A 24,642-nucleotide genomic window follows, 5' to 3' on the forward strand; every position below is an offset into this window, starting at 1 on the left:
TGGGGAGCGGGATTACTTATTTCCCGCGGAGCGTCGCATCGAATGCGTCGAGGAACCGGTCTGCATGTTCGCGCGTGAGGCACAGTGCCGGCAGCAGCCGCACGGTCGAGGCGCCTGCCCCGCCCGTGAAGACATGTTTCCCGAAAAGCAGCCGCTTGCGGAACTCCGCGCCGGAACCGTCGATCTCGATGCCGATCATCAGTCCGCGACCGCGGACTTCTTTCAGCCCGCCAATCTTATGCAGTTCCCCGAGCAGGTATTCGCCGACCGTGGCGGCGTTCTCGACGAGCCCGTCGCGCTCCATCACGTCGAGTACGGCGATGGCCGCCGCGCAGGCGAGGTGGTTGCCGCCGAAGGTTGTGCCCAGCAGCCCGGGGCGCGCCTCGAAATGGGGCGCGATCAGCACGCCGCCGATCGGGAAGCCGTTGCCCATGCCTTTGGCCGTGGTGATCAGATCGGGGCGGATGCCGGCTGCCTGGTGGGCGAAGAAGTGTCCCGTGCGTCCGTAGCCCGACTGTATCTCGTCGAGGATAAGCTGCGTGCCGGTTTCGGTCGCCGCCTTGCGCAGTCCGCGCAGGAAATCGTCCGTGGGACAGTGGATGCCGGCCACGCCCTGGATGCCTTCGATGATGACGGCTGCGAACTCGCCCATGGCGAGTTTCGCGCGCGCGGCAGCGAGGTCGTTCAGCGGTACGAATTCCACGTTGGCCGTGCGGTTGAAGGGGGCGCAGATCGCAGGGTTGTCCGTTGCGGCGACGGCGCCTGCGGTACGGCCGTGGAATGCCTTGGAAAAGGCCAGCACCTTCGTGCGGCCGGTGTGGAACGAGGCCAGTTTCAGGGCGTTCTCGTTCGCCTCCGCTCCCGAGTTGCAGAGGAAGAGGCTGTAATCGTCATAGCCCGATGCGCGGCCCAGCTTTTCGGCCAGCGTGGTCTGGAGCGAGTTTTCGACCGAGTTGGAATAGAACCCCAGCCGTGCGGCCTGCTCGGAGATTGCCCGTACGTAGTCGGGCTGGGCATGGCCGATCGAGATGACGGCATGTCCGCCGTAGAGGTCGAGGTATTCGGTGCCTGCCGCGTCGTAGACCAGGCAGCCCTTGCCCCGGACGGGCTCTACGGGATATAAGGAATATACGTTGAATAGTGTCATTGTGTAAAGTTTTTATCCGCATGTCGTTCTCTGCGGGGCGGCAGGAAGGCTGCGCTAAAACGGGCGCCTTCGCGGGCTTGCGGGCAAACCGCCCCCCCCCGCTTTTTTTGACGCCCGGCCTTTATCCTGCCGGTTTCCCTCCTCGAACGGCAACGCGGAATTGCCTGTCGTTTTTTGCCGCAAAAAGGCGGCTTTGGATGCAAGGTGCTTTTTAAAAAGCGCTTGCCTTCAGTCGCAACCCTGCGGTTTCGTCGAGCCCGAACATCAGGTTCATGTTCTGCACGGCCTGTCCCGAAGCGCCTTTGAGCAGGTTGTCGATCACCGAGACGATGTGCAGCTTGTCGCCGTATTTCGACACGCCCACGAGCGCCTTGTTGGTGTTGACGACCTGTTTGAGGTCGATGCTGCGCGTCGTGGCGTGCGTGAAGGCTGCCGCGGCGTAATAGTCGGCGTAGAGTTTGCGCGCAGCCTCTTCATCGAGCGGACAGGCGGTGTAGACGCTTGCCAGGATGCCCCGCGTGAAATCGCCGCGCATCGGCACGAAGTTCACTGCCTGGTCGAACGAGGGTTCCAGCTGCCGCAGGTTGCGTCCGATTTCCACGAGGTGCTGGTGCGTGAAGGCTTTGTAGACCGAGATGTTGTCCGAACGCCAGCTGAAATGGGTCGTGGCCGAGGGCTTCACCCCCGCGCCCGTCGAGCCGGTCACGGCCGTCACATGCACTTCGCCGGTCAATAGTCCCGCCGCCGCGAGCGGGAGCAGTGCCAGCTGGATCGCCGTGGCGAAGCAGCCCGGGTTGGCGACGCGCTGTGCCGTGCGGATACGGTCGCGGTTCAGCTCGGGGAGCCCGTAGACGAACCCGTCGCTCTCGTCGCGGAAATCCTGCGCGAGGTCGATGACCTTCACGCCTGCGGGTACCGTGTTCGCCTCCATCCATTTGCGGCTCTCGCCGTGTGCCGAACAGAGGAACAGCACGTCGATGGCCCGGAGGTCGTATGCGTCGCTCAGACGCATTTCGGTGTCGCCCTCCAGTCCCCCGTGTACGTCGGCCAGGCGGTTGCCCGCGTTGCTCGTGCTGTGGACGAAGACGATTCGGGCCTGCGGGTGGGCGAGCAGCAGGCGGATCAGTTCGCCGGCGGTATACCCGGCGCCTCCGATGATGCCGATCCGGATCATTTCTTGTTGCGTTTCTGGACGTTGTGGTAAATCTTGATCTGGTTGCCGAGGATCTTCGTGAAGCCCTTCACGTCGTCGGCCGTCCAGGCCTTGTTGACCTCGCCGTATTCGCCGAAGTCGGTCTTCATCAGGTCGAAGGTCGAATCGACGCCCACGAGCGTGTAGCTGTACGGACGCAGGATCAGCTCGACCGTACCCGTGACGTTGCGCTGCGAGGAGGCGAGCATCGCTTCGATGTCGCGCATCACCGGTTCGAGGTATTGCGCCTCGTGCAGGAACATGCCGTACCAGTTGGCGACCTGCTCTTTCCAGTAGATCTGCCATTTGGTCTGGGTGTGTTTCTCAAGCATCCTGTGTGCAGCGATGATGAGCATCGGGGCGGCGGCCTCGAAGCCTACGCGGCCCTTGATGCCGATGATCGTGTCGCCGATGTGCATGTCGCGGCCGATGCCGAATTTCGAACCGATGGCCTCGACGGCGCGGATGGCCTCGACCTTGTCGGCGTAGGGCTTGCCGTTCACGGCAGCGATCTCACCCTCGTGGAAGGTGATCTTCAGGCGCTCCTCGGCGTGGGCCGTAACCTGGCTCGGGTAGGCCTGCTCGGGCAGCGTCTGCTCCGAGCGGAGCGTCTCCTTGCCGCCGATCGACGTGCCCCAGAGCCCCTTGTTGATCGAGTATTCCATCTTCTTGAAGTCGGCCTCGAAGCCGTGCTCGCGGAGGTAGTTGATCTCGTATTCGCGCGTCAGGGTCATGTCGCGCGTCGGGGTGATGATCTCGATCTCGGGTGCCAGTACCTGGAACGTCAGGTCGAAACGCACCTGGTCGTTGCCGGCGCCCGTCGAGCCGTGGGCCACGCAGTCGGCGCCGATCGACTTGGCGTATTCGATGATGGCGATGGCCTGGAAAATACGCTCCGAGCTGACCGAAATGGGGTAGGTGCCGTTGCGCAGGATGTCGCCGTAGATCATGTATTTGATGCTCTTTTCGTAGTATTCCTGCTCGATGTCGAGCGTGGCGTGCTTCACGGCGCCCAGCGCCAGGGCGCGTTTTTCGATGTTCGCAAGCTCCTCCTTCGAGAAGCCGCCCGTGTTGGCGATGGCCGTATAGACATCGTACCCTTTATCCTCGGAGAGGTATTTCACGCAGAACGAGGTGTCGAGACCTCCGCTGAATGCCAGAACTACTTTTTGCTTTCCCATTTTCTTATATCGTTTTGTTTATTTCAGGTGGAATAATTTTTTGAACTTGTTTTTGAAGAACATGACGTAGGGCGCCATGCGCGACTGTACCTGCGGGGGTTCCTTGGCAGGGTCGTAGAGCATACCCGTGCAGAGGCACATGCGCCGGTTGTTGCGTTGCAGGATGTCGTAGTTGCAGCACCCCTGGCAACCCCGCCAGAACTCCTCGTCCTCGGTGAGCTCGGAAAAGGTCACCGGAGTGTAGCCCATGCGCGAATTGAGTTTCATCACGGGCAGCGACGTCGTAATACTGAATAACTTGGCGTACGGGAATCGTCGTCGGGCCAGCTCGAATGTTCGTCGCTTGATCTGCTCCGCGAGTCCCATATGGCGGTACTCCGGGTCGACGATAAGTCCCGAGGTCGCGACGAAATCGCCGTGTCCCCAACACTCGATGTAGCTGAAACCGATAAGTTTCTCACCGTCCAGCGCCACGACGGCCTTGCCACCGGTCATTTTTGCGGCGATGTATTCGGGCGAACGCTTGGCGATGCCCGTGCCACGCTGCAATGCCGACTCGTAGATCAGATCGCAGATACGCTGGGCGTAGTGCGCGTGTGACGAGTCGGCAAATACGACGCTGATAGAGTTGTTATTCATTTACTTTTATGTGGGTAAAATTGTGGTATGAATCAGTTGTTGATACGGAAGGCGCGCTGCACGCCCTTGATCCGCATGATGGAGTGGATGAGCGTGTCCACGACGCCCGCGCCGGGCACCTCGACGCTCACCGTGCCCCCGATGCACCCGTTGGCGAGCGATGAGAAGTTGATCGAGCGGATGTTGAGCTTCAGGTCGCGGCTGATGACCTCGGTGATGTGGTTGGCCATGCCCGTCGTGTCGGCCGCCACGATGCGGATCGAGACGCGGAAGGCACCCTCGGCTGTCGAACGCCAGCGCGCTTCGATAACCCGGTAGGGGTAGTTCTCGCGCATGCGCTTGGCATTGGGGCAGTCGTTGCGGTGGATCGTGATGCCCGAGTTGATCGTCACGAACCCGAAAACGTCGTCGCCCTTGATCGGGTTGCAGCATTTGGCCAGCTTGTACTGGATCTTCGAGATGTCGTCGTCGATCACCAGCGCGTCCTGCGGCGCGGTGCTCTCCTTGACGTTGTGCACCTTGTTGCGCTCGGCTTCGGCCGCGGCGGCACGGCGCTGTTCGTCGGCCTCACCCGAAATATGGCGGGCGAGGATCTCCTTGATCGTGCCCAAGTCGACTTTCTGCGTGGCGATCAGTGCGTAAACCTCCGTGCCGGTGCGAACCTTGAAGTATTTGACCAGGTAGGCCACCGCCTCGTCGATGGTCAGCGTGAATTTCCAGTTCTTGAGCTTGCGTTCGAGCTCTTCGCGTCCCATGCGCGTATGTTTGGCCTGCTCTTCGCGCAGGTAGGACTTGATCTTGTTGCGGGCCTTCGACGTGACTACGAAGTTGAGCCAGTCGGACTTGGGCGTCTGGTTCTTCTGGGTCAGGATTTCGACGATGTCGCCGTTGTGGAGCTGTTCGCGGATCGAGACCGCCCGGTTGTTGACCTTGCCCCCCACGCACGTGGAACCCAGCGAGGTGTGGATGTCGAACGCGAAGTCCAGGAGCGAAGCCCCCTCGGGCAATTTCCGCAGGTCGCCGTTGGGCGTGAAGACGAAGATCTCGCCCGAGGCCGGCTTGGCGTCGAAGCGCTGCGCCAGCGAATGCGTGGTGTCCTCGAGCAGTTCGCGCAGGCGTCCCAGCCACATTTCGCTGGTTTGGGCTCCCTGGTTGACCCCCTTGTAGCGCCAGTGCGCCGCGATGCCGCGTTCGGCCACGGCGTCCATGCGTTCGGTGCGGATCTGCACCTCGACCCACCGGCCGCCGGCCGACACGGTGGTGTGCAGCGATTCGTACCCGTTGGATTTCGGGATCGAGATCCAGTCGCGCATGCGGTTGGGGTTGGGCGTGTAGAAATCCGTGACGATGGAATAGGCCGTCCAGCACTGCTGTTTCTCCTGTTCCTTGTCGCAGTCGATGATGATGCGGATGGCGAAGATGTCGTAGACCCCTTCGAACGGGACGTTCTGCTTGTGCATCTTCGTCCAGATCGAGAAAATCGACTTGGTGCGGCTCTTGATGTGGTATTTGATGCCCAGCTTGCCGAGCCTCTCCTCGATGGGCACCAGGAACCGCGCGATGAAAGCCCTGCGCTCCTCGGCGCTCTCTTCGAGCTTGGTGACGATATGTTCGTAGTCCTTGGGTTCGAGGTATTTCAGTGCGATGTCCTCCAGTTCGCTCTTGAGGCTGTAAAGACCCAGTTTATGGGCGATCTGGGCGTAGAGGTTCATCGACTCCCAGCTCTTCTTGCGCCATTTTTCACGCGGGAACATTTCGAGCGAGCGCATCACTTCGAGCCGGTCGGCCAGCTTGATGAGGATCACGCGCGGGTCTTCCGAATAGGAAACCAGCAGGTCGCGGAAATTGTCGGCCTGTTCCTTGGCGACCTTCAGTTTCAGTTCGGAGATGTTCGCAAGGCCCATTGTGAGGCCGACGACCTGTTCGCCGAAGCGGTCGCGGATGTCGGCGGTCAGGGCGAGGAACTCTTCGGCGGGGAGCTGCTTGTGGGCCAGGCGCACCACGTCGTGCAGGATGGCCGAGACCGTGGAGTTGCGGCCGAGGCCCACTTCCGAGATTACGACCATAGCCACGGCTACGGCATGGTCGAGCAGCGGCGTGCCGTCATAGCGGCACAGGCCCGTGAGCTTCCCGTCGGCGTAGACGAGCGCCTCGTCGACGAGGGCCCGGGTCTGCTCCGAGAAGTTCGCGCGCACGAGCGTGCGGAGATTTTCATACCGTGAAAAGTCCATTTTTGCCTAACCGCTTAACCTTGCTGGCAAAGATATGAAAAAATTTCATAAATTTGGCACGTCAGACCAATACACAGCGTTATGGCAAATAAAAAGGATGTTTATATTCCGACCGTGGGCGAGGAGATCGCCAACACGGTTACGCACGGAGTGATGTCGCTCGTGGCTCTCGTGGCGCTCCCGTTTGCCGCCGTGTGGGCCTACGTGCATGACCCCAACCCGGTTACGGCATCGGTTTCGGTGAGCATTTTCGTGATCTCGATCTTCCTGATGTTCCTTGCCTCGACGCTCTACCATTCGATGAACCCGGCGTCGAAGCACAAGGCCGTTTTCCATATCCTCGACCATATCTTCATCTATGTGGCGATCGCCGGCAGTTACACCCCGATCGCCTTGTCGGTCATCGGCGGCTGGCAGGGGATATTCATCACCATCCTGCAGTGGGCGATGGTGCTGTTCGGCATCTTTTACAAGTCGTTGTCGCGCAACTCGATCCCGGCCATCAGCCTGACGATTTATCTGGTGATGGGGTGGACGATCATCTTCTTCCTGCCGCTTTTCGTGCGGCAGGCCTCGACGGCGCTGCTGGTGCTGATCGCAGGGGGCGGCGTGCTCTACACGCTCGGCGCCTGGTTCTATGCCCGGCAGGGGTTTCGCTACCACCACATGGTATGGCATCTGCTGATCAACCTTGCGGTCGTGGCGCATTTCATCGGGATCGTGTTTTTCCTCTACTGACGGGGCCCGCATTGCCGTGCGTTTCGGCCTAAGCAGGGAACCCCGGAAAATATTCCGGACACCTCGGACACCTCGGACACTTCAGACACCCCGGGCGTCCCAGGCTGCCGGGCGAGGCTGCGGGCACCGTGTCCGGTTGCCGGGTCAGTGCTTATAGACGGCGTAGATGTGATCCGCGGGCAGGGCGTACAGTTTCCGCTCTGCGTCGGTGAAGCTCGCGGCGTAGTCGATATCCGCGGCCTCGAAGCCCGCGGCGCGCAGCCGGTCTGTGTAGTCCGCGCCGTAGATGCGGCGGTGGTCGTATTGCCCGAAGATGCGCGTGCGCTCGTCGGGGTCGGTGATCGTGTCATCCTCGAAGGTCTGTTCGTAATCCGCCTCCACGGGCGAGAGCAGGATGCCCCAGCCGCCGGGTTTGAGGATGCGGTAGAGTTCGCCGAGCGCCTTGCGGTCGTCGGCGACGTGTTCGAGCAGGTGGTTGCAGAGGATGACGTCGACCGAATCGTCGGCCAGCGGGATTTGCTGTACGTCGAAATGCAGGTCGGCCAGCGGGCTTTCGAGGTCGGCCGTGACGTATTGCCCCGGATGCCCCGCAAAATGGGGTTTCAGGTGGCGCATGATGCAGACCTCGGGCGCGATGTGGAGCGTGCGGGGATAGCATTTGAGCAGGTCAGTCTCGCGCGTGAGGTAGAGCCACAGCAGCCGGTGGCGTTCCAGTGACAGGCATTTGGGGCAGAGTGCATTGGCGCGTGTATGCACGTAGCCGTAGGGCAGGAATTTCCGGTATTTGGCTCCGCATACGGGGCACTCGGCGCCGCGTCCCCTGTAAAACAGGCCCGCCATCGGCACGGCCCAGCCCGCGATGCGTTGCAGGAGCGGCCGTGGCACGTGGTTAAGCGTCCATTTGATCAGTTTTTTCATCGTCATTCCAGAATCTTCGATACTTCCTCTTCGGCCTTGTGCAGGCGCGCTTTGCAGCTTGCGATCAGCTCCGTGGCGCGTTTCACCTCGGCGGCGAGGCTGTCCACATCCATCTCTTCGCTGCGGAAGCGGGCGAGGATTTTCTCGATCTCGGCGATCGCCTCGGCGTAGGCCGGTTCTTTTTTCTTTGCCATATCTCTCGTGGTTTAACAACTGTTTCTCATCGTGCCCTTACCGTGCAGCCTTAGTTCCCTGCCCGAACAGGATTTCGCGGTAGCGGGCGATGTCCAGCCCGTCGTCGAACTTGCGGGCGAAAAGCGGGGAATTTCCCCCCCCCTCGACTTGAGCACGGACAGTTGGGACAAGTCGCTTGTGGACAATGTTTTCGGGTGTGCCCCGGGGTGCGACCAGTCGGCATGGACAAGCGAATAATTCGCGTTGTACCCGGCAAATGGGGAGTCGCCGAGCAGCGTATGGAAGAACATTTCATCGGCTGCATGGCTGTACCGAAATGCAGGGATAAAGTCCGGGTGTGCAGCGAGGTAATCGAAGATGAAATCGCGCATACGATCCGTAATCGCAATCCACTGGCTGCCTTTCTCCAGCGGCGGGAGCCGGTCGAAAAAAGGGTTGTCCGCACGCATGGTGCATTTCATGGCGATCCGCAGCAAGCGGCGGGCGAAGGTCGATTTGTCGGGGCAGAACCTCCTCCGGCGTATCCGGTCGGCCTCTTCGGGGGTGATGGACGGATTGGCCGAAATGAACTGCCGTCCCCGGGCATAGGCTTCCCGGAGTACCGTACGTATCGTTTCGGCAGGGTATAACGGCAGGGTGTCGCCCGAAATCAGGACGACGTAACGGAAACCCCCGTCGCGTGTCGCCGAGAAAAGCCGGAGCGTACTTTCTACCATGCCGAATCCGCCCCAGTAGACTTTCGTACGCGGTTCGACGAAACAAACGCGCCCGGTCTTGCCGAGTGCGGCGAAGGCCCCGATGTCCGCCTTGCCGTCCACATGGATGAACAGCCCGTTGCCGGGTGCATCGAGCTGGTGCACGAGTTCCGCCAGCACGGGCGTGTACTTGTGGCACAGCACGCAGAACGCGATCCGGAAAGGGGTGTCCTCTTTCATGGCGGGGTCATTTCGTTTCGGTGTATTGAACGGTGCCTTCGATGCGGCCGTCGGCGACCTCGATGTCGAGCGTGTCGCCTTTTCCGACTTGTGCGGCGGAGAAAACGGCTTTGCCGTCCGTGCGGACGATGGCGAAGCCCAGCCGCAGGATACGCTCCGGGGAGCGTCCGGCGACCAGTTCGGCCGCATTGCCGAGCCGGGACGTCTGGCGTGCGAGGAAATTCCCGGCACTGGCCGCGAGGGTTTCGCGCATCTGCTCCAGGGCCATTTCCCGTTGTCTGAGCAGCCCCTTGGCATGGAAGAGCAGGTGGCTGGACAGCTCCTGAAGCCGCAGTTCCTGTGTCCGCGAGGTGACCAGTACGTTGTCGCGCAGTTGCAGGGCGGCGTTGTCGAGCCATGCGTCGATCGTGTCCATCCGCTCCACGAGCCATCCGGCCACCGCCGTCGGGGTTTTTAGCGCCGTATGCGCCACCATGTCCGCCACGCTCGTGTCCTTGTCATGGCCGATACCCGTCAGCACCGGCAGCGGGAACTGCGCCACGTGGGTGCAGAGCCGGTAGGCATTGAAGCAGTTGAGGTCGCTGGCCGAACCGCCGCCGCGGATGATGACCACGGCGTCGAACTCCTCCATGCGGTCGGCCACGGCGCACAGCGCCGCAACGATCGACTCCTCGGCCGCCGCACCCTGCATGAACGCATCGAAGAGCGTGAGGCGGAACCGGTAGGGGCTTTTGCCGATCTCCTTGCAGAAATCCTGGTAGCCGGCGGCATTGGCGCTCGAAACGATGGCTATGCGCTGTACGACGGCGGGCATCCCGACCTCGCGGTTCATGTCCCACACGCCCTCCTTGCGCAGGCAGTCGATGGTCTGCTGCCGCTGCCGCTGCATGTCGCCCAGCGTGTAGGCAGGGTCGATGTCGGTGATCTGGAGCGAGAATCCGTAGAGTTCGTGATAGTTGACGGCGACTTTGGCCAGGATCTTGATCCCTGCGGCGAGCCGCTGCCCGGTTTCGGCCTCGAAATAGCCCGCGATGCGGGAGTAGGCCGTGCGCCAGATCACGGCGCGCGACTGTGCCAGCGGCACGCCGTTATCGCCCCCTTTCTCGACGAGTTCCAGGTAGCAGTGCCCCGAATAGTTGACTTTGACCTCGGAGATCTCGGCGCTCACCCAGACGGGCAAGGCAAAACGCTCGTGGAGGGTCTCCTTCACGAGCCGTTGTAATTCCGACAGGGTGATATGGGCGTGCGGCAGCATGGGTCAGCGCCAAACCAGTTCTACGGGACGGGGCATCCGCTTGCCCTTGGGGAGCTGGATGTGCAGCACCCCTTCGCTTGCGACGGCGACGCCGTTTTTCTGCGCCGGGTGCCAGTGCGGGGCTTCGGAGAGTGCCTTCAGCACGCGCCGCTTGAGGCGGTTGTCCGTCGATTCGAGCTCCTGCGCCAGGACGGCCTTGCCTTCGGGAGTTACGGTGTAGCGCAGTATGATGCGGGCTGCCGGTTCGTCGTCGTCCCATTTGACCTGCCCGGCGATGTACTCGTCGAAGGTCGTGCCGGCCTCGAAGATAGCGGGTTTGTCGTAGCGGAGCGAGATGAGTATTACCCCGTTGGCGGCTTTTTCCCCGTAGCGGGCGATGGTTTCCTCGTCGGCCGGCAGGGATTCGATATTTTCGATGTCGTCGGGCGGGATCGATTCGATCTCTTCGGTTTCGACGCCGTTGACGATATACAGGGGACGCTGCGCCACGGCGGAGAGTGTCGCGGCAAAGAGTGCGGATAGGAGCAGGATGTATCTTTTCATGCGGTGCTTTTTCCCGGTAAACGCATCCCCGGCGGGGAATATTGCCCGCCGCAGTATGTCCGGAGCGTATGCGGGATGATGCGAAGATAACGGTTTTGGTGCGGAATGCCAAATTTTTTCCGGCGATATGTTGCCGCGGCCTGCCGGGCGATCGTGTCCGGCGGGGTGGGGCGAATGCCCTTCCCGGCGGGGTTCCCGGTGCTCTTCCCGTCGCAGCTCCCGATGCGGGTTCCGGTCGTGGGGCAGGTGCGATGCGGGTTACAGGATTTCCTCCCACATGAAGCGGACGACGTCGGCGCAGCCGTTGGCCTTGAAGCGAACGCCTTCCTTTTCGAGCAATTCCCGTTGCTGCGGCCAGCCGGGGGCGGTGCGCCCGGCGCTGTTGACCACGCGATGGCAGGGGAGTTCTGCCGGGGCGGAGGCCATGGCACGGCCTACGCGGCGGGCGTGGTCGGGCATGCCGATCAGCCGGGCGATCTGCTTGTAGGAAACGATCTTCCCGGCGGGGATTTGCGCCACGACGGCATATACCTCGTCGTCGAATGCCCGGCCTGTCAGTTTGTCGGTTTGCAATGGTTTTCGGTCGATAGCGGTTTGCGGCGGGTTCCCCGTCCAAGCCCGTTGGCCATGGAAGGCAGGGGTTGCCCCGGTGCAGCCGGCCCGGACGGGGGCAGTACGCATGCGGGGATGGGGGCTCCCATGGGGACGGTTTTTACAACTCGCTTTCCTTCAGGCGCTCGGCGTTCTCCGCTACGATCAGGTGGTCGATCACGTCCTGAATGTCACCGTCCATGAAGGCCGAGAGGTTGTAGATCGTATAGTTGATGCGGTGGTCGGTGATACGTCCCTGCGGGTAGTTGTAGGTGCGGATCTTGGCCGAGCGGTCGCCCGTCGAGACCATCGTCTTGCGCTTCGAGGCGATCTCGTCGAGGTATTTCGAGTATTCGAGGTTGAACACGCGCGTACGCAACTCTTCGAAGGCCTTGTCGAAGTTCTTGAGCTGTGATTTCTGATCCTGGCACTGTACGACGATGCCCGTGGGGATGTGCGTCAGGCGGATGGCCGAATAGGTCGTGTTGACCGACTGTCCGCCCGGCCCCGAGGCGCAGAAGATGTCCTTGCGGATGTCGTTCATCGAGATCTCGACGTCGAATTCCTCGGCTTCGGGCAGTACGGCCACCGAGGCGGCCGACGTGTGGACGCGGCCCTGCGTCTCGGTCTGTGGCACGCGCTGTACGCGGTGTACGCCCGATTCGTATTTGAGCGTGCCGTAGACGTTCTGCCCCGTGACTTTGAGGACGACCTCCTTGTAGCCTCCCGCGGCACCGTCCGAGAACGATGTCATTTCGTAGCGCCAGCCCTTCGACTCGATGTATTTGGTATACATGCGCAGCAGGTCGCCGGCGAAGATGGCCGCCTCGTCGCCGCCCGTGCCGCCGCGGATCTCCATGATGGCGTTCTTCGAGTCCTGCGGGTCTTTGGGGATCAGCAGCAGTTTGATCTGCTCTTCCATCTGCTCGATGGCCGGCTCCAGTTCGGTGATCTCGCCGCGAGCCATTTCGCGCATCTCCTCGTCCTTGTCGTTGGAGAGGATGTCCTTGGCTTCGGCCAGGTTGGCCAGCGCCGTGCGGTAGCGTTCCGAGGTTTCGATGATCGGCTCCAGCTCCTTGTACTCCTTGTTGAGCTGCACGAACTGTTTGACGTCGGCGATGACTTCGGGGTCGGTGAGTTTCTGCCCCGTCTCCTCGTATTTGAGTTTCAGGCCGTCGAGACGGCTCAAAATGCTGTTGTCTGCCATAAATCCTTGATTTTGCCGGCAAAGATACGCAATAATCGTCAAACGGCAATGCGCCGTCTGAAAAAACGGGGCTGCGCCTCTCCGTGGGGAGATTATTGCCCCGCAGGCCAATCCGACTCCCGGCGGGAACGAACCTGTTGGCCGAACTCCTGTACGGCTGCCTGCACTACGGCTTCCGCGAGTTCCCTCCCTGCGCTTTTGCGGCTTGTGGCCGGTCGTATCCCGACATCCACGCAGCCGGGCAGGCCGGGTTGCCGCAGGAGCACGGAAGCTGGATTCTATGCTTCGTTCAGCTTTTTCAGCCAGTCTAGCGTTGCCTGTTGCCACTGCTCCTTGTATTCGAAGTGGTCGCGGATGCCCCAGCCGTGCCCGCCGGTGGGGTAGATGTGCATCGAGGCTTTCACGCCGTGCTCCTTGAGGGCGTTGTAATAGAGGATGCCGTTGACGGGCGGCACGACCTTGTCGTCGTCCGAAAGCAGCAGCAGCGTCGGCGGGGTCTGTGCCGTCACGCGGTTCTGGAGCGAATACCACGTGTCGCTCTCCGCATTGCGGCTGCCGCCCAGCAGGGCGTTGAACGACCCCTGGTGCCCTTTGCCCTTTTCGGCCGTGATGACCGGGTAGAAAAGGATCGAGAAGGCGGGCTTGGTCTCGGCCAACGTCGAGGCCGAGGCCGCGAGGTGACCGCCTGCCGAGCTGCCCACGATGCCGACCTTGCCGGCCGTGAACCCGGTGGCGCCCGCTTCGAGCCCCATCATGATGCGCAGCGCCTGTTCGACGTCCTCCAGCGGCACCTCGGGGTGGCCGTTGGGCATGCGGTATTTGAGTACGGCGGCCGTGATGCCGTTGGCGGCGAACCACTTGGCCATGTCGTAACCTTCGTAGTCGATGCACAGTTTCACGTAGCCCCCGCCCGGGCAGATCACGACGGCCTGCCCCGTCGCTTTTGCGGGGTCGGCCGGGAAGATGTAGAGCACGGCCTGCGAAACGTCGGCAATCCGGTTCGGCTCGGGTTCCCGTTCGGGCGTGGCGATGCCGTTGCTGTGGGGCGCCGTCGTGTTGTCCCAGATTTTCAGCGTCGCAGCTTGTCCGTAGTCCTGTGCGGCCGCCGTGCCTGCGGCGAGCAGGAGGGTGGCGAGCAGTGTGTGTGGTCGTCTCATGGTCTTATCGTTTTTGTCCCCGCAGGGCGGGGCGGGTTGTCCGGGAATGCGGGCGCGGATTCGACCGCATCCGCCGTGTCGGGGGCGTCGGTGGCGCCTTGCGCCGGGGTGCGTCAGATCACGATGTTGATGATCTTGCCCGGGACGACGATGACTTTCTTCGGGGCCTTGCCTTCGAGCCATTTCTGCGCCTCGGGCTGCGTCACGACGTCGGCCTGGATCTGGGCGGGCGTCATCGACGTGGCGTACTCCTTCTTGAAACGGAGTTTGCCGTTGACCGAAACCGGGTATTCGAAGGCGCTCTGCGCGAGGTGTTTCTCATCGTAGGCGGGGTAGCTTGCCGTGCAGACCGAGGTCGTGTGTCCCAGCGTTTCCCACAGCTCCTCGGCGATATGCGGAGCGAAGGGTGCCAGCAGGACGGTCAGCGGCTCGAGCACCTCGCGCTTGTTGCATTCGCCCAATTCGTTGAGGCAGATCATGAAGGCGGCGACGGAGGTGTTGAACGAGAAGTTCTCGATGTCCTCGCTGACCTTTTTGATCGTTTTGTGCAGCGTGCGAAGCTCCTTTTCGGTCGCCTTTTCGTCGGTGAGCACCAGCTTGCCGTCGCGGTCGTAGAACAGGCGCCAGAAACGGCGCAGGAACTTGTAGACGCCGTCGATGCCGTTCGTGTCCCAGGGTTTGGACTGTTCGAGCGGGCCGAGGAACATTTCGTACATGCGCAGCGTGTCGGCGCCGTAGTTGTCGACGATGTAGTCGGGGTTCACGACGTTGTAGAACGACTTGGACATCTTCTCGATGGCCCAGCCGCAGACGTACCTGCCGTCCTCGAGGATGAATTCGGCGTCCTTGTATTCGGGCATCCAGGCGCGGAAGGCGTCCAGGTCGAGGATGTCGTTGCGGACGATGTTCACGTCGACATAGAGCGCCTGGGTCTGGTACTGGTCTTTCAGGCCGAGCGACACGAATTTGTTGGTGCCGACGATGCGGTAGACGAAATTCGAGCGCCCCTGGATCATGCCCTGGTTGACGAGTTTGCGGAACGGCTCCTCTTCGCAGACGACGCCCAGGTCGTAGAGGAACATGTTCCAGAACCGCGAGTACATGAGGTGTCCCGTGGCGTGCTCGATGCCGCCCACGTAGAGGTCGACGTTGCGCCAGTATTCGTCGGCTTCACGGCCGACGAGCGCCTCGTCGTTGTGCGGATCCATGTAACGCAGGTAGTAGGCCGACGACCCAGCGAATCCGGGCATGGTCGACAGCTCGTAGGGATAGCCCTCCGGCGTCGCCCAATTCGTGGCGCGCGCCAGCGGCGGCTCGCCCTGTTCGGTGGGGCCGAAGTCGGCGATGGGCGGCAGCTCGAGCGGCAGTTTGTCCTCGGCGAGCGGGCAGGCCACGTCGCCCCGGTAATAGATCGGGAACGGCTCGCCCCAGTAGCGCTGGCGCGAGAAGATGGCGTCGCGCAGGCGGTAGTTGATGCGTTTGCGGCCCAATCCGCGTCGCTCGATTTGGTCGAACATGATCCTAATCGCCTCCTTTACATCCTTGCCGTCGAGGAAATCCGAGTTGATTACTTTGCCCGATTTGGCATCGTACGACTCCTGCGAAATGTCTCCGCCTTCGACTACCGGGACGATCTCCAGTCCGAAATGGCGGGCGAAGGCGTAGTCGCGCGAGTCGTGCGCCGGGACGGCCATGATGGCCCCCGTCCCGTAGCCGGCCAGCACGTAGTCCGAGATGTAGATCGGGATGGCCTTGCCGGTGAAGGGATTGATGGCGTAAGATCCTGTCGCCACGCCGCTTACGCGTTTGGTCTCGGCGATGCGCTCACGCTCGGAGCGTTTCTTGGCCTGGCAGATGTACTCCTCGACGGCGGCCTTGTTGCCGGGCGTGGTCAGTTCGCCCACCCACTCGTGTTCGGGGGCGATGACCATGAAGGTCACGCCGAATATCGTGTCGGGGCGGGTGGTGAATATTTCGAGTTTGCGCGCCGAATCCTTTATGTCGAAGAAGACCTGGGCCCCCTCCGAACGGCCGATCCAGTTGCGCTGGATCTCTTTCAAAGAGTCGCTCCATGCGAGCCTGTCCAGCCCGTCGAGCATGCGCTGGGCGTAGGCCGTCACGCGCAGAAGCCACTGTTTCATCCGTTTCTGCTCGACCGGATGGCCGCCGCGCACCGAAAGCCCGTCGTGCACTTCGTCGTTGGCGAGCACGGTTCCCAGCGCCGGGCACCAGTTGACCATCGTGTCGGCACGGAACGCGAGGCGGTAGTTGTGGAGCGTCCGTTCCTTCTCCTCCTCCGGCATGGCGCGCCATTCTTCGGCCGTGAAATGCAGTTCCTGCGTGTAGGCCACGTTCAGTCCCTGGGTGCCGCCTTGTTCGAAGGCCGCGGTCAGCTCTTCGATCGGGCGCGCCTGCTGCTTGTCATAGCAGTAATAGGAGCCGAACATCTTGAGGAACGCCCACTGCGTCCATTTGTAATAGGCGGGGTCGCAAGTGCGCACCTCGCGATCCCAGTCGAACGAGAACCCGATCTTGTCGAGCTGCTCGCGGTAGCGGGCGATGTTCCGCTCGGTCGTCACGGCGGGGTGCTGGCCGGTCTGTATGGCGTACTGCTCGGCGGGCAGGCCGAAGGCGTCGTATCCCATCGGGTGCAGGACGTTGAAGCCTTTCTGGCGTTTGTAGCGCGAGTAGATGTCCGAGGCGATATAGCCCAGCGGATGGCCTACGTGCAGGCCGGCGCCCGACGGGTAGGGGAACATGTCGAGCACGTAGAATTTGGGCCGCGACGGGTCGGTCTCGACCTTGTAGGTTTTATTTTCCTGCCAGCGGCGCTGCCACTTGGGCTCGATCTCCTTGAAATTGTACTCCATAGCTCTTCGTAACGGTTTGTTTCGGATTTTCCTGCAAAAATAGCAAAAGTTTCTTGTTTTGTCGTCTTTTTTGGCGGCGTCGCGGCATAAAAAACGGGACGCAGCCGTTTTGGCCGTGTCCCGTCGCTGTTTCGGCGGTGCTGCCGGCCAGTCGTAGCGCGGTACGACGCATATCGAATAGGCTTTGCCGTGGCTGTGGTTGTGGCTGTGTATGTCGAGTTCTGTGTCGTTTTCCCGGAGCGTCGCCACGGCTTTCCCGCCCGGTGTCTTGCAGCCTGCGGTATGGGGGTCGAAGCCCGCAGGTTTCGGCCCGGTTCGCCTTCCGGGGTCGAGCCCGTACCTCATTCCCCTGTCGTATTCGAAGCCGCTATCGTGCTGATGACAAACCGATTGTTGAATTTTGCATAACTAATACTTATTATTTTGATGATTTTATAAATAAAAAGAATTGCAAGTCGGCTAAAATGCTGTAAAAAGGCGAAAAAAGATGTGCATATATATTGTATTTCCGAAAAATTGCGTACCTTTGCAGTCCATTTTGGACAATGGAGATAGATTTTTTAACAATTAAAGGACAGTTTAAGAAATGCCAACTATTCAACAGTTAGTGAGAAACGGTCGAGTGAGCATGGAGGACAAGAGCAAGTCTCCGGCACTCGCAGCGTGTCCCCAGCGCCGAGGCGTATGTACCCGTGTGTACACCACGACCCCGAAGAAGCCTAACTCGGCTATGCGTAAGGTTGCGCGTGTAAGATTGACCAACGGCAAGGAGGTCAACGCCTACATCCCCGGTGAAGGCCACAACTTGCAGGAGCACTCCATCGTGCTCGTCCGCGGCGGTCGTGTGAAAGACCTCCCCGGTGTACGTTACCACCTCGTGCGCGGTGCGCTCGACTCGGCTGGTGTCGACGGTCGTCGCCAGCGCCGTTCGAAGTACGGTGCAAAGCGCCCCAAGGCAGGTAAATAATCACGAGAAACATTAATTAGACAATTTTCGAATAAACAATGAGAAAAGCTAAGCCAAAAAAGCGAATTCTACTTCCGGATCCCAAGTTCGGCGACGTGTCTGTGACCCGTTTCGTCAACAACCTTATGTTGGACGGTAAGAAGAGTATTGCCTACACCATTTTCTACGATGCGTTGGATCTGGTAGGCAAGAAGATGAAGGATGCTGATAAATCTCCCCTGGAAATCTGGAAACAGGCCCTGGAGAACATCACGCCCCAAGTCGAAGTGAAATCGAAGCGTATCGGAGGTGCGACGTTCCAGGTTCCTATGGAGGTTCGTCCGGAGCGCAAGATTTCTATTTCCATGAAAAACCTTGTCCTCTATTCTCGCAAGCGCGCCGGAAAGACGATGGCAGATAGGCTCTCAGCAGAGATAATGGATGCCTTCAACCAGCAGGGCGCCGCCTTCAAACGCAAGGAGGAGATGCACCGCATGGCCGAGGCCAACAAGGCATTCGCACACTTTAGATTCTAATAAGGAGACCGAACAGATGGCAACCAGAGATTTACATTACACTCGCAATATCGGTATCATGGCACACATCGATGCCGGTAAGACCACCACGTCGGAGCGTATCCTTTTTTACACGGGTAAAACCCACAAGATCGGTGAGGTACACGAAGGCGGCGCTACGATGGACTGGATGGTTCAGGAGCAGGAGCGCGGTATCACCATTACCTCGGCCGCTACCACCGCATTCTGGAACTATAAGGACAAACAGTACCAGATCAACCTGATCGACACCCCGGGACACGTCGACTTTACGGTCGAGGTGGAGCGTTCGCTCCGCGTGCTGGACGGCGCCGTTGCGACGTTCTGCGCCGTAGGCGGCGTAGAGCCCCAGTCGGAGACCGTATGGCGCCAGGCGGACAAGTACAATGTCCCCCGTATCGGCTACGTCAACAAGATGGACCGTACGGGCGCCGATTTCCTGGCAGTCTGCGCACAGATCAAGGAGCACTTCGGTGCTACGGCCCTTCCGGTCGTCCTGCCGATCGGTGCCGAGGACAAGTTCGAAGGATTGGTAGACCTTATATATAATAATGCGATCTATTACTACGACGACAAGTCCGTCCGCGATAACTTCGAACTGAAGGAGATTCCCGCCTCGATGGCCGAGGAGGCTGCCGAATGGCGTGCGAAACTCATCGAAGAGGTCGCTTCGACCGACGAGGCGCTGATGGAGAAGTTCTTCGAGGATCCCGATTCGATCACCCCCGAGGAACTGCTCGCAGCCATCCGCAAGGCTACGATCTCGATGCAGGTCGTTCCGATGCTCTGCGGTTCGTCGTTCCACAACAAAGGCGTACAGAAACTGCTCGACTATGTCATTGCGTTCCTGCCCTCGCCGCTGGACGTGCCCGCCGTGACGGGTGTCAACCCCAAGACCGAGCAGGAAGAGGTGCGCCATGCGTCGGAGAACGATCCGTTCTGCGGTCTGGCGTTCAAGATCGCCACCGACCCCTTCGTAGGCCGCCTGTGCTTCGTGCGTATCTATTCGGGTAAGCTCGATGCAGGTTCGTACGTGCTCAACTCCCGCAGCGGCAAACGCGAGCGTATCAGCCGTATTTACCAGATGCACGCCAACAAGCAGAACCCCATGGAGACCGTATCGGCCGGCGACATCTGCGCTGCCGTAGGTTTCAAGGAGATCCATACGGGCGACACGCTCTGCGCCGAGAACGCACCGATCGTCCTGGAGCAGATGACCTTCCCCGAACCGGTGATCGGCCTGGCCGTCGAGCCCAAGACCCAGAAGGATCTGGACAAGCTCGGCATCGCCCTGTCGAAACTGGCTGAGGAAGACCCCACCTTTACGGTTCACACCGACGAGGATTCGGGCCAGACCGTCATCAGCGGTATGGGTGAGTTGCACCTCGACATCATCGTCGACCGTCTGCGCCGTGAGTTCGGCGTCGAGATCAACCAGGGTGCCCCCCAGGTCAACTACAAGGAGTCGCTTACCAAGACGGTTCAGCACCGCGAGGTGTTCAAGAAGCAGACCGGTGGCCGTGGTAAGTTCGCCGACATCATCTTCGAGATCGGCCCTGCCGACGACGGTGCGATGGGCCTTACGTTCGTTGACCAGGTCAAGGGCGGTAATATTCCCAAGGAGTTCATCCCTGCGGTGCAGAAGGGCTTTGCTTCGGCGATGACCAACGGTGCGCTGGCCGGTTACAAGATGGACTCGATGAAGATTACGCTGCTCGACGGTTCGTTCCACCCCGTGGACTCCGACCAGCTGTCGTTCGAAATCGCTGCCCGCAACGGTTATCGCAACGCTGCCCCCAAGGCCGGCTCGGTGATTATGGAGCCCATCATGTCCGTGGAGGTCGTGACCCCCGAGGAGAACATGGGCGACATTATCGGCGACCTGAACAAGCGCCGCGGCCAGATCACCGGCATGGAGTCGAAAGGCACCGCCCGCGTGGTGAAAGCCAAGGTTCCCCTGTCGGAGATGTTCGGCTATGTGACCGTGCTGCGTACGATCTCGTCGGGCCGTGCAACCTCGTCTATGGAGTTCTCGCACTTCGAGGAGGTTCCTGCCAACCTGGCTAAGGAGATCATCGAGAAAGCGAGTGGTAAACGTAAGGATATAGAATAAGCAAACATATGAACCAGAAGATTAGAATCAAGTTAAAGTCATTCGATCACAATCTCGTGGACAAGTCGGCCGAGAAGATTGTGAAGACCGTGAAGAGCACGGGCGCCGTTGTAAGCGGCCCGGTGCCCCTTCCCACGCGCAAGCAGATTTTCACGGTGCACCGCTCGACTTTCGTCAACGGTCAACCGCTCGACTTTCGTCAACAAGAAAGCCCGCGAGCAGTTCCAGCTCTGCACCTTCAAGCGTATCCTCGACATCTATTCGTCGACGCCCAAGACGATCGACGCACTGATGAAGCTGGAACTCCCCTCGGGTGTGGAGGTCGAAATCAAAGTGTGATAACGGAAGGCTTGTACCTATATTAGTATAGCACGAAAGATCACTTTATTTATAACAAACAATCGACAACAAATGTCAGGACTTATTGGAAAGAAAATCGGAATGACTTCCGTTTACAGTGCCGAGGGTAAGAATATACCATGCACTGTCATTGAGGCTGGGCCGTGCGTTGTTACGCAAATCAAGACCGTGGAGAAGGATACCTACGAAGCGGTACAGATTGCCTATGACGAGAAAAGTGAAAAGCACACCAGCAGCAGTTTGTTAGGTCACTTCAAGAAAGCCGGCACTACCCCCAAGCGCAAGATGGCTGAATTCAAGGGTATGCCCGAAGTGAATCTCGGCGACACGCTCACCGTAGACCTCTTCTCGGAGGAGGACTGGGTCGACGTGACCGGGATATCGAAAGGTAAAGGCTTCCAGGGCGTTGTGAAACGCCACGGTTTCGGCGGCGTGGGCGGCCAGACCCACGGCCAGCACAACCGTCAGCGCAAACCCGGTTCGCTGGGTGCGTCGTCCTATCCCTCGCGTGTCTTCAAGGGCAAGCGTTTGCCCGGCCAGATGGGTGGCGAGCAGGTCAAGGTTTTGAACCTGCGTGTTTTGAAAGTTATTCCCGAAAGCAACCTTATCCTCGTGAAAGGTTCGATCCCGGGTGCAAAAGGTGCTTATTTAACAATTGAGAAGTAGTATGGAATTAGCTGTTTTAAACACACAAGGAAAGGAAACGGGTCGTAAGGTAGTCCTTTCGGATGCCGTTTTCGGCGTGGAGGCTAATGACCACGCTATCTACCTGGACGTGAAGCAGTATCTCGCTGACCAGCGCCAGGGTACGCACAAGTCGAAGCAGCGCAATGAGGTTGCCGGTTCGACGCGTAAGCTCAAGCGCCAGAAAGGCACTGGCGGTGCCCGTGCCGGCAGCATCAAGTCCCCCCTCTTCCCGGGCGGCGGACGCATCTTCGGCCCCCAGCCCCGCGATTACAGCTTCAAGCTCAACAAGAAGCTCAAGCAGTTGGCCCGCCGCAGCGCACTGACCTACAAGGCACAGGCCGGCGTCATCAGCGTAGTGGAGCCCATCTCGATGGATGCCCCCAAGACCAAGGCCGTCGTTGCCCTGGCCGATGCGCTGAAAGTAGCCGACAAAAAGGTGCTGCTGGTTCTCCCGGAGTCCAATGCAAACCTTCAGCTCTCGTGCCGCAACCTCCCCTACGTACAGCCCGTGCTGGCGCAGAACGTCTGCACGTACGACGTGATGAACGCTTCGGCGATCGTGATGGTGGAAGGCGCTGAGAATGTATTGAATACGATGTTAGCTTAAAAACGCAAGACACACAATGGAAATTATTATTAAGCCGGTTTTGACCGAGAAAATGACGATTCAGGGCGAAAAGTTGAATCGCTACGGTTTTATCGTTGACGTGAGGGCTAACAAGCTGCAGATTCGCAATGCCGTAGAACAGATGTACAACGTCGTCGTGACGGATGTGAACACCGTGAACTACATGGGCAAACTCAAGAGCCGCTACACCAAGGCCGGTCTCTTGGAGGGTCGCGCTAACAACTTCAAGAAGGCTATCGTCACCTTGAAGGACGGAGATAAGATAGATTTTTACAGTAATATCTAACGGAGATGGCAGTAAAAAAATTTAAACCTGTTACCGCAGGTACGAGACATAAGATTATCGGCACGTTCGAGGAAATCACGACGAACAAGCCTGAGAAATCGTTGCTCAGCCCCAAGAAGAGCTCGGGTGGACGTAACAACTCTGGTAAGATGACGGTTCGCTACATCGGCGGCGGTCACAAGCAGATGTATCGTAACATCGACTTCAAGCGCACGAAGGACGGCATTGCTGCAACTGTAAAATCTGTCGAGTACGATCCCAATCGTACTGCACGTATTGCACTTCTGGTATACGCCGACGGTGAGAAAAGCTACATCATCGCACCGAACGGCCTCCAGGTGGGCCAGACCGTAATGAGCGGCGCAGGCGTTGCTCCCGAGGTCGGAAACACGCTCTTCCTGAGCGAGATTCCGCTGGGTACGGTCATCCACAATATCGAACTCTACCCCGGCCAGGGAGCCGCCATGGCTCGTTCCGCCGGTTCTTACGCCCAGTTGCTGGCTCGTGAGGGCAAATTCGCCATCATCAAGCTGCCCTCGGGCGAGACTCGTATGGTACTCGTAACTTGCCGTGCTACGGTAGGCGTCGTGTCGAATGTCGACCACAGCCTCGAAAGCTCCGGCAAGGCAGGTCGTGAGCGTTGGCTCGGCCGCCGTCCGCGCAACCGCGGCGTGGTGATGAACCCCGTGGATCACCCGATGGGTGGTGGTGAAGGCCGTGCATCCGGTGGTCACCCCCGTTCGCGCAAGGGTCTGCTGGCTAAGGGTTACAAGACTCGCAACCCGAAGAAGACGACCTCGAAGTTTATTATTTCCAAGAAGAAAAAATAATTAAATAAGAGTACATAATGAGCCGTTCATTAAAAAAAGGACCGTTTATCGACCCCAAGCTCGAAGCGAAAGTAGTCGCCCAGGCGGAAGGCAACAAAAAGTCGGTCATCAAAACTTGGTCGCGTGCAAGTATGATCTCGCCTGATTTCGTAGGTCAGACGATCGCTGTCCACAACGGAAACAAGTTTATTCCGGTGTATGTAACAGAGAACATGGTAGGGCACAAGCTCGGTGAGTTTGCCCCCACCCGTAACTTCCGCGGTCACGCAGGTAACAAGAAAAAATAGGTAGAAAATGGGTGCAAGAAAAGCAATAAAAGCCGAGAAAATCAAGGCTGAAAAGAAGCAGAAGGCAATCGCTATTCTGCGTGATTGCCCGACCTCTCCCCGCAAGATGCGCCTGGTGGCCGACATCATCCGCGGCGTGGAGATCAACAAGGCATTGGGCATCCTTCGTTTTTCGAAGAAGGAGGCGTCGATCCGCATGGAGAAACTTCTCAAGTCGGCAATCGCCAACTGGGAGGCCAAGAACGAGAACGAGCGTCTGGAAGACACGAAACTGTGTGTAAAAGAGGTGTTCGTAGACGGCGGCCGCATGCTGAAGCGTATTCAGGCTGCGCCCCAGGGCCGCGCTCACCGAATCCGCAAGCGTTCGAACCACGTGACGATCGTAGTTGACAAAATGGTAACCGTAGAAAACAAGTAATCAGATGGGACAGAAAGTTAATCCGATAGCAAATCGTCTTGGTATCATCCGCGGTTGGGATTCCAACTGGTTCGGCGGCAAGGACTTCTCCGAGAAGCTGGTCGAGGACGCCAAGATCCGCAAATACCTGAATGTCCGTCTGGCCAAGGCAAGCATCTCGAAGATCATCATCGAGCGTACGCTGAAGCTGGTTACGGTGACCATTTCCACCGCTCGTCCGGGTATCATCATCGGCAAGGGCGGCCAGGAGGTCGACAAACTGAAGGAAGAGTTGAAGAAGCTCACCGGCAAGGAGATCCAGATCAACATCTTCGAGGTGAAGCGCCCCGAGGTGGATGCCGTGATCGTCGGCCAGAACATCGCCCGCCAGCTGGAGGGCCGCGTATCGTTCCGCCGCGCCGTGAAGACGGCCGTAGCGTCGACCATGCGCATGGGTGCCGAGGGTATCAAGATCCAGGTTTCCGGCCGTGTAGGCGGCGCCGAAATGGCCCGCAGCGAAACTATAAAGGAGGGTCGTATTCCGCTGCACACGTTCCGTGCCGACGTGGATTTCTGCCTGACCGAGGCGCTCACCAAAGTGGGTATCCTGGGTGTGAAGGTCTGGATCTGCCAGGGCATCGTGTACGGCAAGCGCGACTTGTTCGAAATCGCAGGCGCATCGGCGCAGGCTCCCTCGGGCGACCGCGGTGAGCGTGGCGACCGCGGCGACCGTCGTGGCCGGGGGGGCGGGCGCG

25 protein-coding genes and 1 pseudogene are annotated in these 24,642 nt (G+C 59.7%); 12 read left to right on the forward strand and 14 right to left on the reverse strand.

Translation table 11 applies throughout. From position 1 onward, the window contains the following. Positions 1-16: 16 nt before the first annotated feature. The 5 genes from QVP03_RS02725 to QVP03_RS02745 form a co-directional block, all read right to left on the reverse strand. Entirely contained in the window at positions 17-1,147 is a 1,131-nt protein-coding gene (locus QVP03_RS02725; protein WP_022332108.1) for an aspartate aminotransferase family protein, read from the reverse strand. Between the two features lie 211 nt (positions 1,148-1,358). Further along, positions 1,359-2,321 carry an N-acetyl-gamma-glutamyl-phosphate reductase gene (argC, locus tag QVP03_RS02730; RefSeq protein ID WP_022332109.1) on the reverse strand — a complete coding sequence of 321 codons (963 nt, stop codon included), beginning with the start codon at positions 2,319-2,321 and terminating at the stop codon, positions 1,359-1,361. Next, positions 2,318-3,520: an argininosuccinate synthase gene (gene argG / locus QVP03_RS02735; protein WP_018696486.1), complete on the reverse strand. Its 1,203-nt coding sequence runs from the start codon at positions 3,518-3,520 to the stop codon at positions 2,318-2,320. Before argG ends, argC begins: the two co-directional genes overlap by 4 nt. A gap of 18 nt (positions 3,521-3,538) precedes the next feature. Next, positions 3,539-4,159, reverse strand: a complete 621-nt coding sequence (locus QVP03_RS02740; RefSeq protein ID WP_018696485.1) for a GNAT family N-acetyltransferase — start codon at positions 4,157-4,159, stop codon at positions 3,539-3,541. 32 nt (positions 4,160-4,191) lie between these two features. Then, complete coding sequence (locus tag QVP03_RS02745; RefSeq protein ID WP_018696484.1) at positions 4,192-6,390, reverse strand: RelA/SpoT family protein; 2,199 nt, start codon at positions 6,388-6,390, stop codon at positions 4,192-4,194. An 81-nt stretch (positions 6,391-6,471) separates the two neighbouring features. On the opposite strand from QVP03_RS02745, the gene trhA reads away from it, so the two are divergent. Continuing rightward, positions 6,472-7,128: a PAQR family membrane homeostasis protein TrhA gene (gene trhA / locus QVP03_RS02750; RefSeq protein WP_018696483.1), complete on the forward strand. Its 657-nt coding sequence runs from the start codon at positions 6,472-6,474 to the stop codon at positions 7,126-7,128. A gap of 144 nt (positions 7,129-7,272) precedes the next feature. Here the strand turns inward: trhA and QVP03_RS02755 are convergent, their stop codons facing one another. From QVP03_RS02755 to leuS, 9 genes are all read right to left on the reverse strand, one after another. Next, a complete protein-coding gene (locus tag QVP03_RS02755) occupies positions 7,273-8,046 on the reverse strand; it encodes a class I SAM-dependent methyltransferase (protein WP_026318485.1) in 774 nt (257 codons plus the stop codon). Positions 8,047-8,048: 2 nt separating this feature from the next. Continuing rightward, positions 8,049-8,240: an exodeoxyribonuclease VII small subunit gene (xseB, locus tag QVP03_RS02760; protein WP_018696481.1), complete on the reverse strand. Its 192-nt coding sequence runs from the start codon at positions 8,238-8,240 to the stop codon at positions 8,049-8,051. Between the two features lie 12 nt (positions 8,241-8,252). Continuing rightward, positions 8,253-9,176 (reverse strand): N-acetylglucosaminyltransferase, encoded by a 924-nt coding sequence (locus tag QVP03_RS02765; RefSeq protein ID WP_022332110.1) that lies wholly within the window; start codon positions 9,174-9,176, stop codon positions 8,253-8,255. 7 nt (positions 9,177-9,183) lie between these two features. After that, positions 9,184-10,431: an exodeoxyribonuclease VII large subunit gene (gene xseA / locus QVP03_RS02770; protein WP_022332111.1), complete on the reverse strand. Its 1,248-nt coding sequence runs from the start codon at positions 10,429-10,431 to the stop codon at positions 9,184-9,186. 3 nt (positions 10,432-10,434) lie between these two features. Beyond that, positions 10,435-10,974, reverse strand: coding sequence for a TonB-dependent receptor plug domain-containing protein (locus tag QVP03_RS02775; protein WP_022332112.1), 540 nt, complete (start codon positions 10,972-10,974; stop codon positions 10,435-10,437). Positions 10,975-11,232: 258 nt separating this feature from the next. Next, complete coding sequence (locus QVP03_RS02780; RefSeq protein ID WP_022332113.1) at positions 11,233-11,547, reverse strand: MGMT family protein; 315 nt, start codon at positions 11,545-11,547, stop codon at positions 11,233-11,235. 139 nt (positions 11,548-11,686) lie between these two features. Then, the gene (gene prfA, locus QVP03_RS02785) at positions 11,687-12,772 is read right to left on the reverse strand and encodes a peptide chain release factor 1 (RefSeq protein WP_018696477.1); all 1,086 of its coding nucleotides are present in this window, start codon (positions 12,770-12,772) and stop codon (positions 11,687-11,689) included. Positions 12,773-13,050: 278 nt separating this feature from the next. Next, the gene (locus tag QVP03_RS02790) at positions 13,051-13,929 is read right to left on the reverse strand and encodes an alpha/beta hydrolase (RefSeq protein ID WP_022332114.1); all 879 of its coding nucleotides are present in this window, start codon (positions 13,927-13,929) and stop codon (positions 13,051-13,053) included. Between the two features lie 113 nt (positions 13,930-14,042). Further along, on the reverse strand, positions 14,043-16,799 hold the full coding sequence (gene leuS, locus QVP03_RS02795) for a leucine--tRNA ligase (protein WP_022332115.1): 2,757 nt from the start codon (positions 16,797-16,799) through the stop codon (positions 14,043-14,045). 586 nt (positions 16,800-17,385) lie between these two features. Here leuS and rpsL point away from each other — a divergent pair. The 11 genes and pseudogenes from rpsL to rpsC all read left to right on the forward strand — a co-directional run. Further along, positions 17,386-17,766 carry a 30S ribosomal protein S12 gene (gene rpsL, locus QVP03_RS02800; RefSeq protein ID WP_026318484.1) on the forward strand — a complete coding sequence of 127 codons (381 nt, stop codon included), beginning with the start codon at positions 17,386-17,388 and terminating at the stop codon, positions 17,764-17,766. A gap of 38 nt (positions 17,767-17,804) precedes the next feature. Continuing rightward, entirely contained in the window at positions 17,805-18,281 is a 477-nt protein-coding gene (rpsG, locus tag QVP03_RS02805) for a 30S ribosomal protein S7 (protein ID WP_022332116.1), read from the forward strand. A gap of 16 nt (positions 18,282-18,297) precedes the next feature. Further along, positions 18,298-20,412: an elongation factor G gene (gene fusA, locus QVP03_RS02810; RefSeq protein WP_022332117.1), complete on the forward strand. Its 2,115-nt coding sequence runs from the start codon at positions 18,298-18,300 to the stop codon at positions 20,410-20,412. Between the two features lie 8 nt (positions 20,413-20,420). Then, positions 20,421-20,751, forward strand: a pseudogene (gene rpsJ, locus QVP03_RS02815) (30S ribosomal protein S10). 72 nt (positions 20,752-20,823) lie between these two features. Beyond that, positions 20,824-21,438 (forward strand): 50S ribosomal protein L3, encoded by a 615-nt coding sequence (gene rplC / locus QVP03_RS02820; RefSeq protein WP_022332118.1) that lies wholly within the window; start codon positions 20,824-20,826, stop codon positions 21,436-21,438. A 1-nt stretch (position 21,439) separates the two neighbouring features. Further along, positions 21,440-22,066, forward strand: a complete 627-nt coding sequence (gene rplD / locus QVP03_RS02825; RefSeq protein ID WP_018696468.1) for a 50S ribosomal protein L4 — start codon at positions 21,440-21,442, stop codon at positions 22,064-22,066. A gap of 16 nt (positions 22,067-22,082) precedes the next feature. Next, on the forward strand, positions 22,083-22,373 hold the full coding sequence (gene rplW / locus QVP03_RS02830) for a 50S ribosomal protein L23 (protein ID WP_018696467.1): 291 nt from the start codon (positions 22,083-22,085) through the stop codon (positions 22,371-22,373). A 5-nt stretch (positions 22,374-22,378) separates the two neighbouring features. Further along, the gene (rplB, locus tag QVP03_RS02835; protein WP_018696466.1) at positions 22,379-23,203 is read left to right on the forward strand and encodes a 50S ribosomal protein L2; all 825 of its coding nucleotides are present in this window, start codon (positions 22,379-22,381) and stop codon (positions 23,201-23,203) included. 17 nt (positions 23,204-23,220) lie between these two features. Beyond that, positions 23,221-23,490, forward strand: a complete 270-nt coding sequence (rpsS, locus tag QVP03_RS02840; RefSeq protein ID WP_009597568.1) for a 30S ribosomal protein S19 — start codon at positions 23,221-23,223, stop codon at positions 23,488-23,490. Between the two features lie 7 nt (positions 23,491-23,497). Continuing rightward, positions 23,498-23,908 (forward strand): 50S ribosomal protein L22, encoded by a 411-nt coding sequence (gene rplV / locus QVP03_RS02845; RefSeq protein ID WP_018696465.1) that lies wholly within the window; start codon positions 23,498-23,500, stop codon positions 23,906-23,908. A 4-nt stretch (positions 23,909-23,912) separates the two neighbouring features. Continuing rightward, positions 23,913-24,642: 30S ribosomal protein S3 (gene rpsC / locus QVP03_RS02850; RefSeq protein WP_288210613.1), on the forward strand; the 730-nt coding region annotated here is incomplete at its 3' end.

Source organism: Alistipes sp. CAG:29 (assembly GCF_000435435.1).
Taxonomy (GTDB): domain Bacteria; phylum Bacteroidota; class Bacteroidia; order Bacteroidales; family Rikenellaceae; genus Alistipes; species Alistipes onderdonkii.

Bases quoted from the DNA above. Each gene is read 5' to 3' on its own strand.
- rplB (WP_018696466.1), top strand. From the start codon at position 22,379: ATGGCAGTAAAAAAATTTAAACCTGTTACCGCAGGTACGAGACATAAG.
- argC (WP_022332109.1), bottom strand. From the start codon at position 2,321: ATGATCCGGATCGGCATCATCGGAGGCGCCGGGTATACCGCCGGCGAA.
- rplC (WP_022332118.1), top strand. From the start codon at position 20,824: ATGTCAGGACTTATTGGAAAGAAAATCGGAATGACTTCCGTTTACAGT.
- leuS (WP_022332115.1), bottom strand. From the start codon at position 16,799: ATGGAGTACAATTTCAAGGAGATCGAGCCCAAGTGGCAGCGCCGCTGG.
- QVP03_RS02755 (WP_026318485.1), bottom strand. From the start codon at position 8,046: ATGAAAAAACTGATCAAATGGACGCTTAACCACGTGCCACGGCCGCTC.
- QVP03_RS02725 (WP_022332108.1), bottom strand. From the start codon at position 1,147: ATGACACTATTCAACGTATATTCCTTATATCCCGTAGAGCCCGTCCGG.
- rplV (WP_018696465.1), top strand. From the start codon at position 23,498: ATGGGTGCAAGAAAAGCAATAAAAGCCGAGAAAATCAAGGCTGAAAAG.
- argG (WP_018696486.1), bottom strand. From the start codon at position 3,520: ATGGGAAAGCAAAAAGTAGTTCTGGCATTCAGCGGAGGTCTCGACACC.
- QVP03_RS02790 (WP_022332114.1), bottom strand. From the start codon at position 13,929: ATGAGACGACCACACACACTGCTCGCCACCCTCCTGCTCGCCGCAGGC.
- prfA (WP_018696477.1), bottom strand. From the start codon at position 12,772: ATGGCAGACAACAGCATTTTGAGCCGTCTCGACGGCCTGAAACTCAAA.
- rplW (WP_018696467.1), top strand. From the start codon at position 22,083: ATGGAAATTATTATTAAGCCGGTTTTGACCGAGAAAATGACGATTCAG.
- QVP03_RS02775 (WP_022332112.1), bottom strand. From the start codon at position 10,974: ATGAAAAGATACATCCTGCTCCTATCCGCACTCTTTGCCGCGACACTC.
- trhA (WP_018696483.1), top strand. From the start codon at position 6,472: ATGGCAAATAAAAAGGATGTTTATATTCCGACCGTGGGCGAGGAGATC.
- xseB (WP_018696481.1), bottom strand. From the start codon at position 8,240: ATGGCAAAGAAAAAAGAACCGGCCTACGCCGAGGCGATCGCCGAGATC.
- rpsS (WP_009597568.1), top strand. From the start codon at position 23,221: ATGAGCCGTTCATTAAAAAAAGGACCGTTTATCGACCCCAAGCTCGAA.
- rpsG (WP_022332116.1), top strand. From the start codon at position 17,805: ATGAGAAAAGCTAAGCCAAAAAAGCGAATTCTACTTCCGGATCCCAAG.
- xseA (WP_022332111.1), bottom strand. From the start codon at position 10,431: ATGCTGCCGCACGCCCATATCACCCTGTCGGAATTACAACGGCTCGTG.
- QVP03_RS02745 (WP_018696484.1), bottom strand. From the start codon at position 6,390: ATGGACTTTTCACGGTATGAAAATCTCCGCACGCTCGTGCGCGCGAAC.
- fusA (WP_022332117.1), top strand. From the start codon at position 18,298: ATGGCAACCAGAGATTTACATTACACTCGCAATATCGGTATCATGGCA.
- QVP03_RS02740 (WP_018696485.1), bottom strand. From the start codon at position 4,159: ATGAATAACAACTCTATCAGCGTCGTATTTGCCGACTCGTCACACGCG.
- QVP03_RS02765 (WP_022332110.1), bottom strand. From the start codon at position 9,176: ATGAAAGAGGACACCCCTTTCCGGATCGCGTTCTGCGTGCTGTGCCAC.
- rplD (WP_018696468.1), top strand. From the start codon at position 21,440: ATGGAATTAGCTGTTTTAAACACACAAGGAAAGGAAACGGGTCGTAAG.
- rpsL (WP_026318484.1), top strand. From the start codon at position 17,386: ATGCCAACTATTCAACAGTTAGTGAGAAACGGTCGAGTGAGCATGGAG.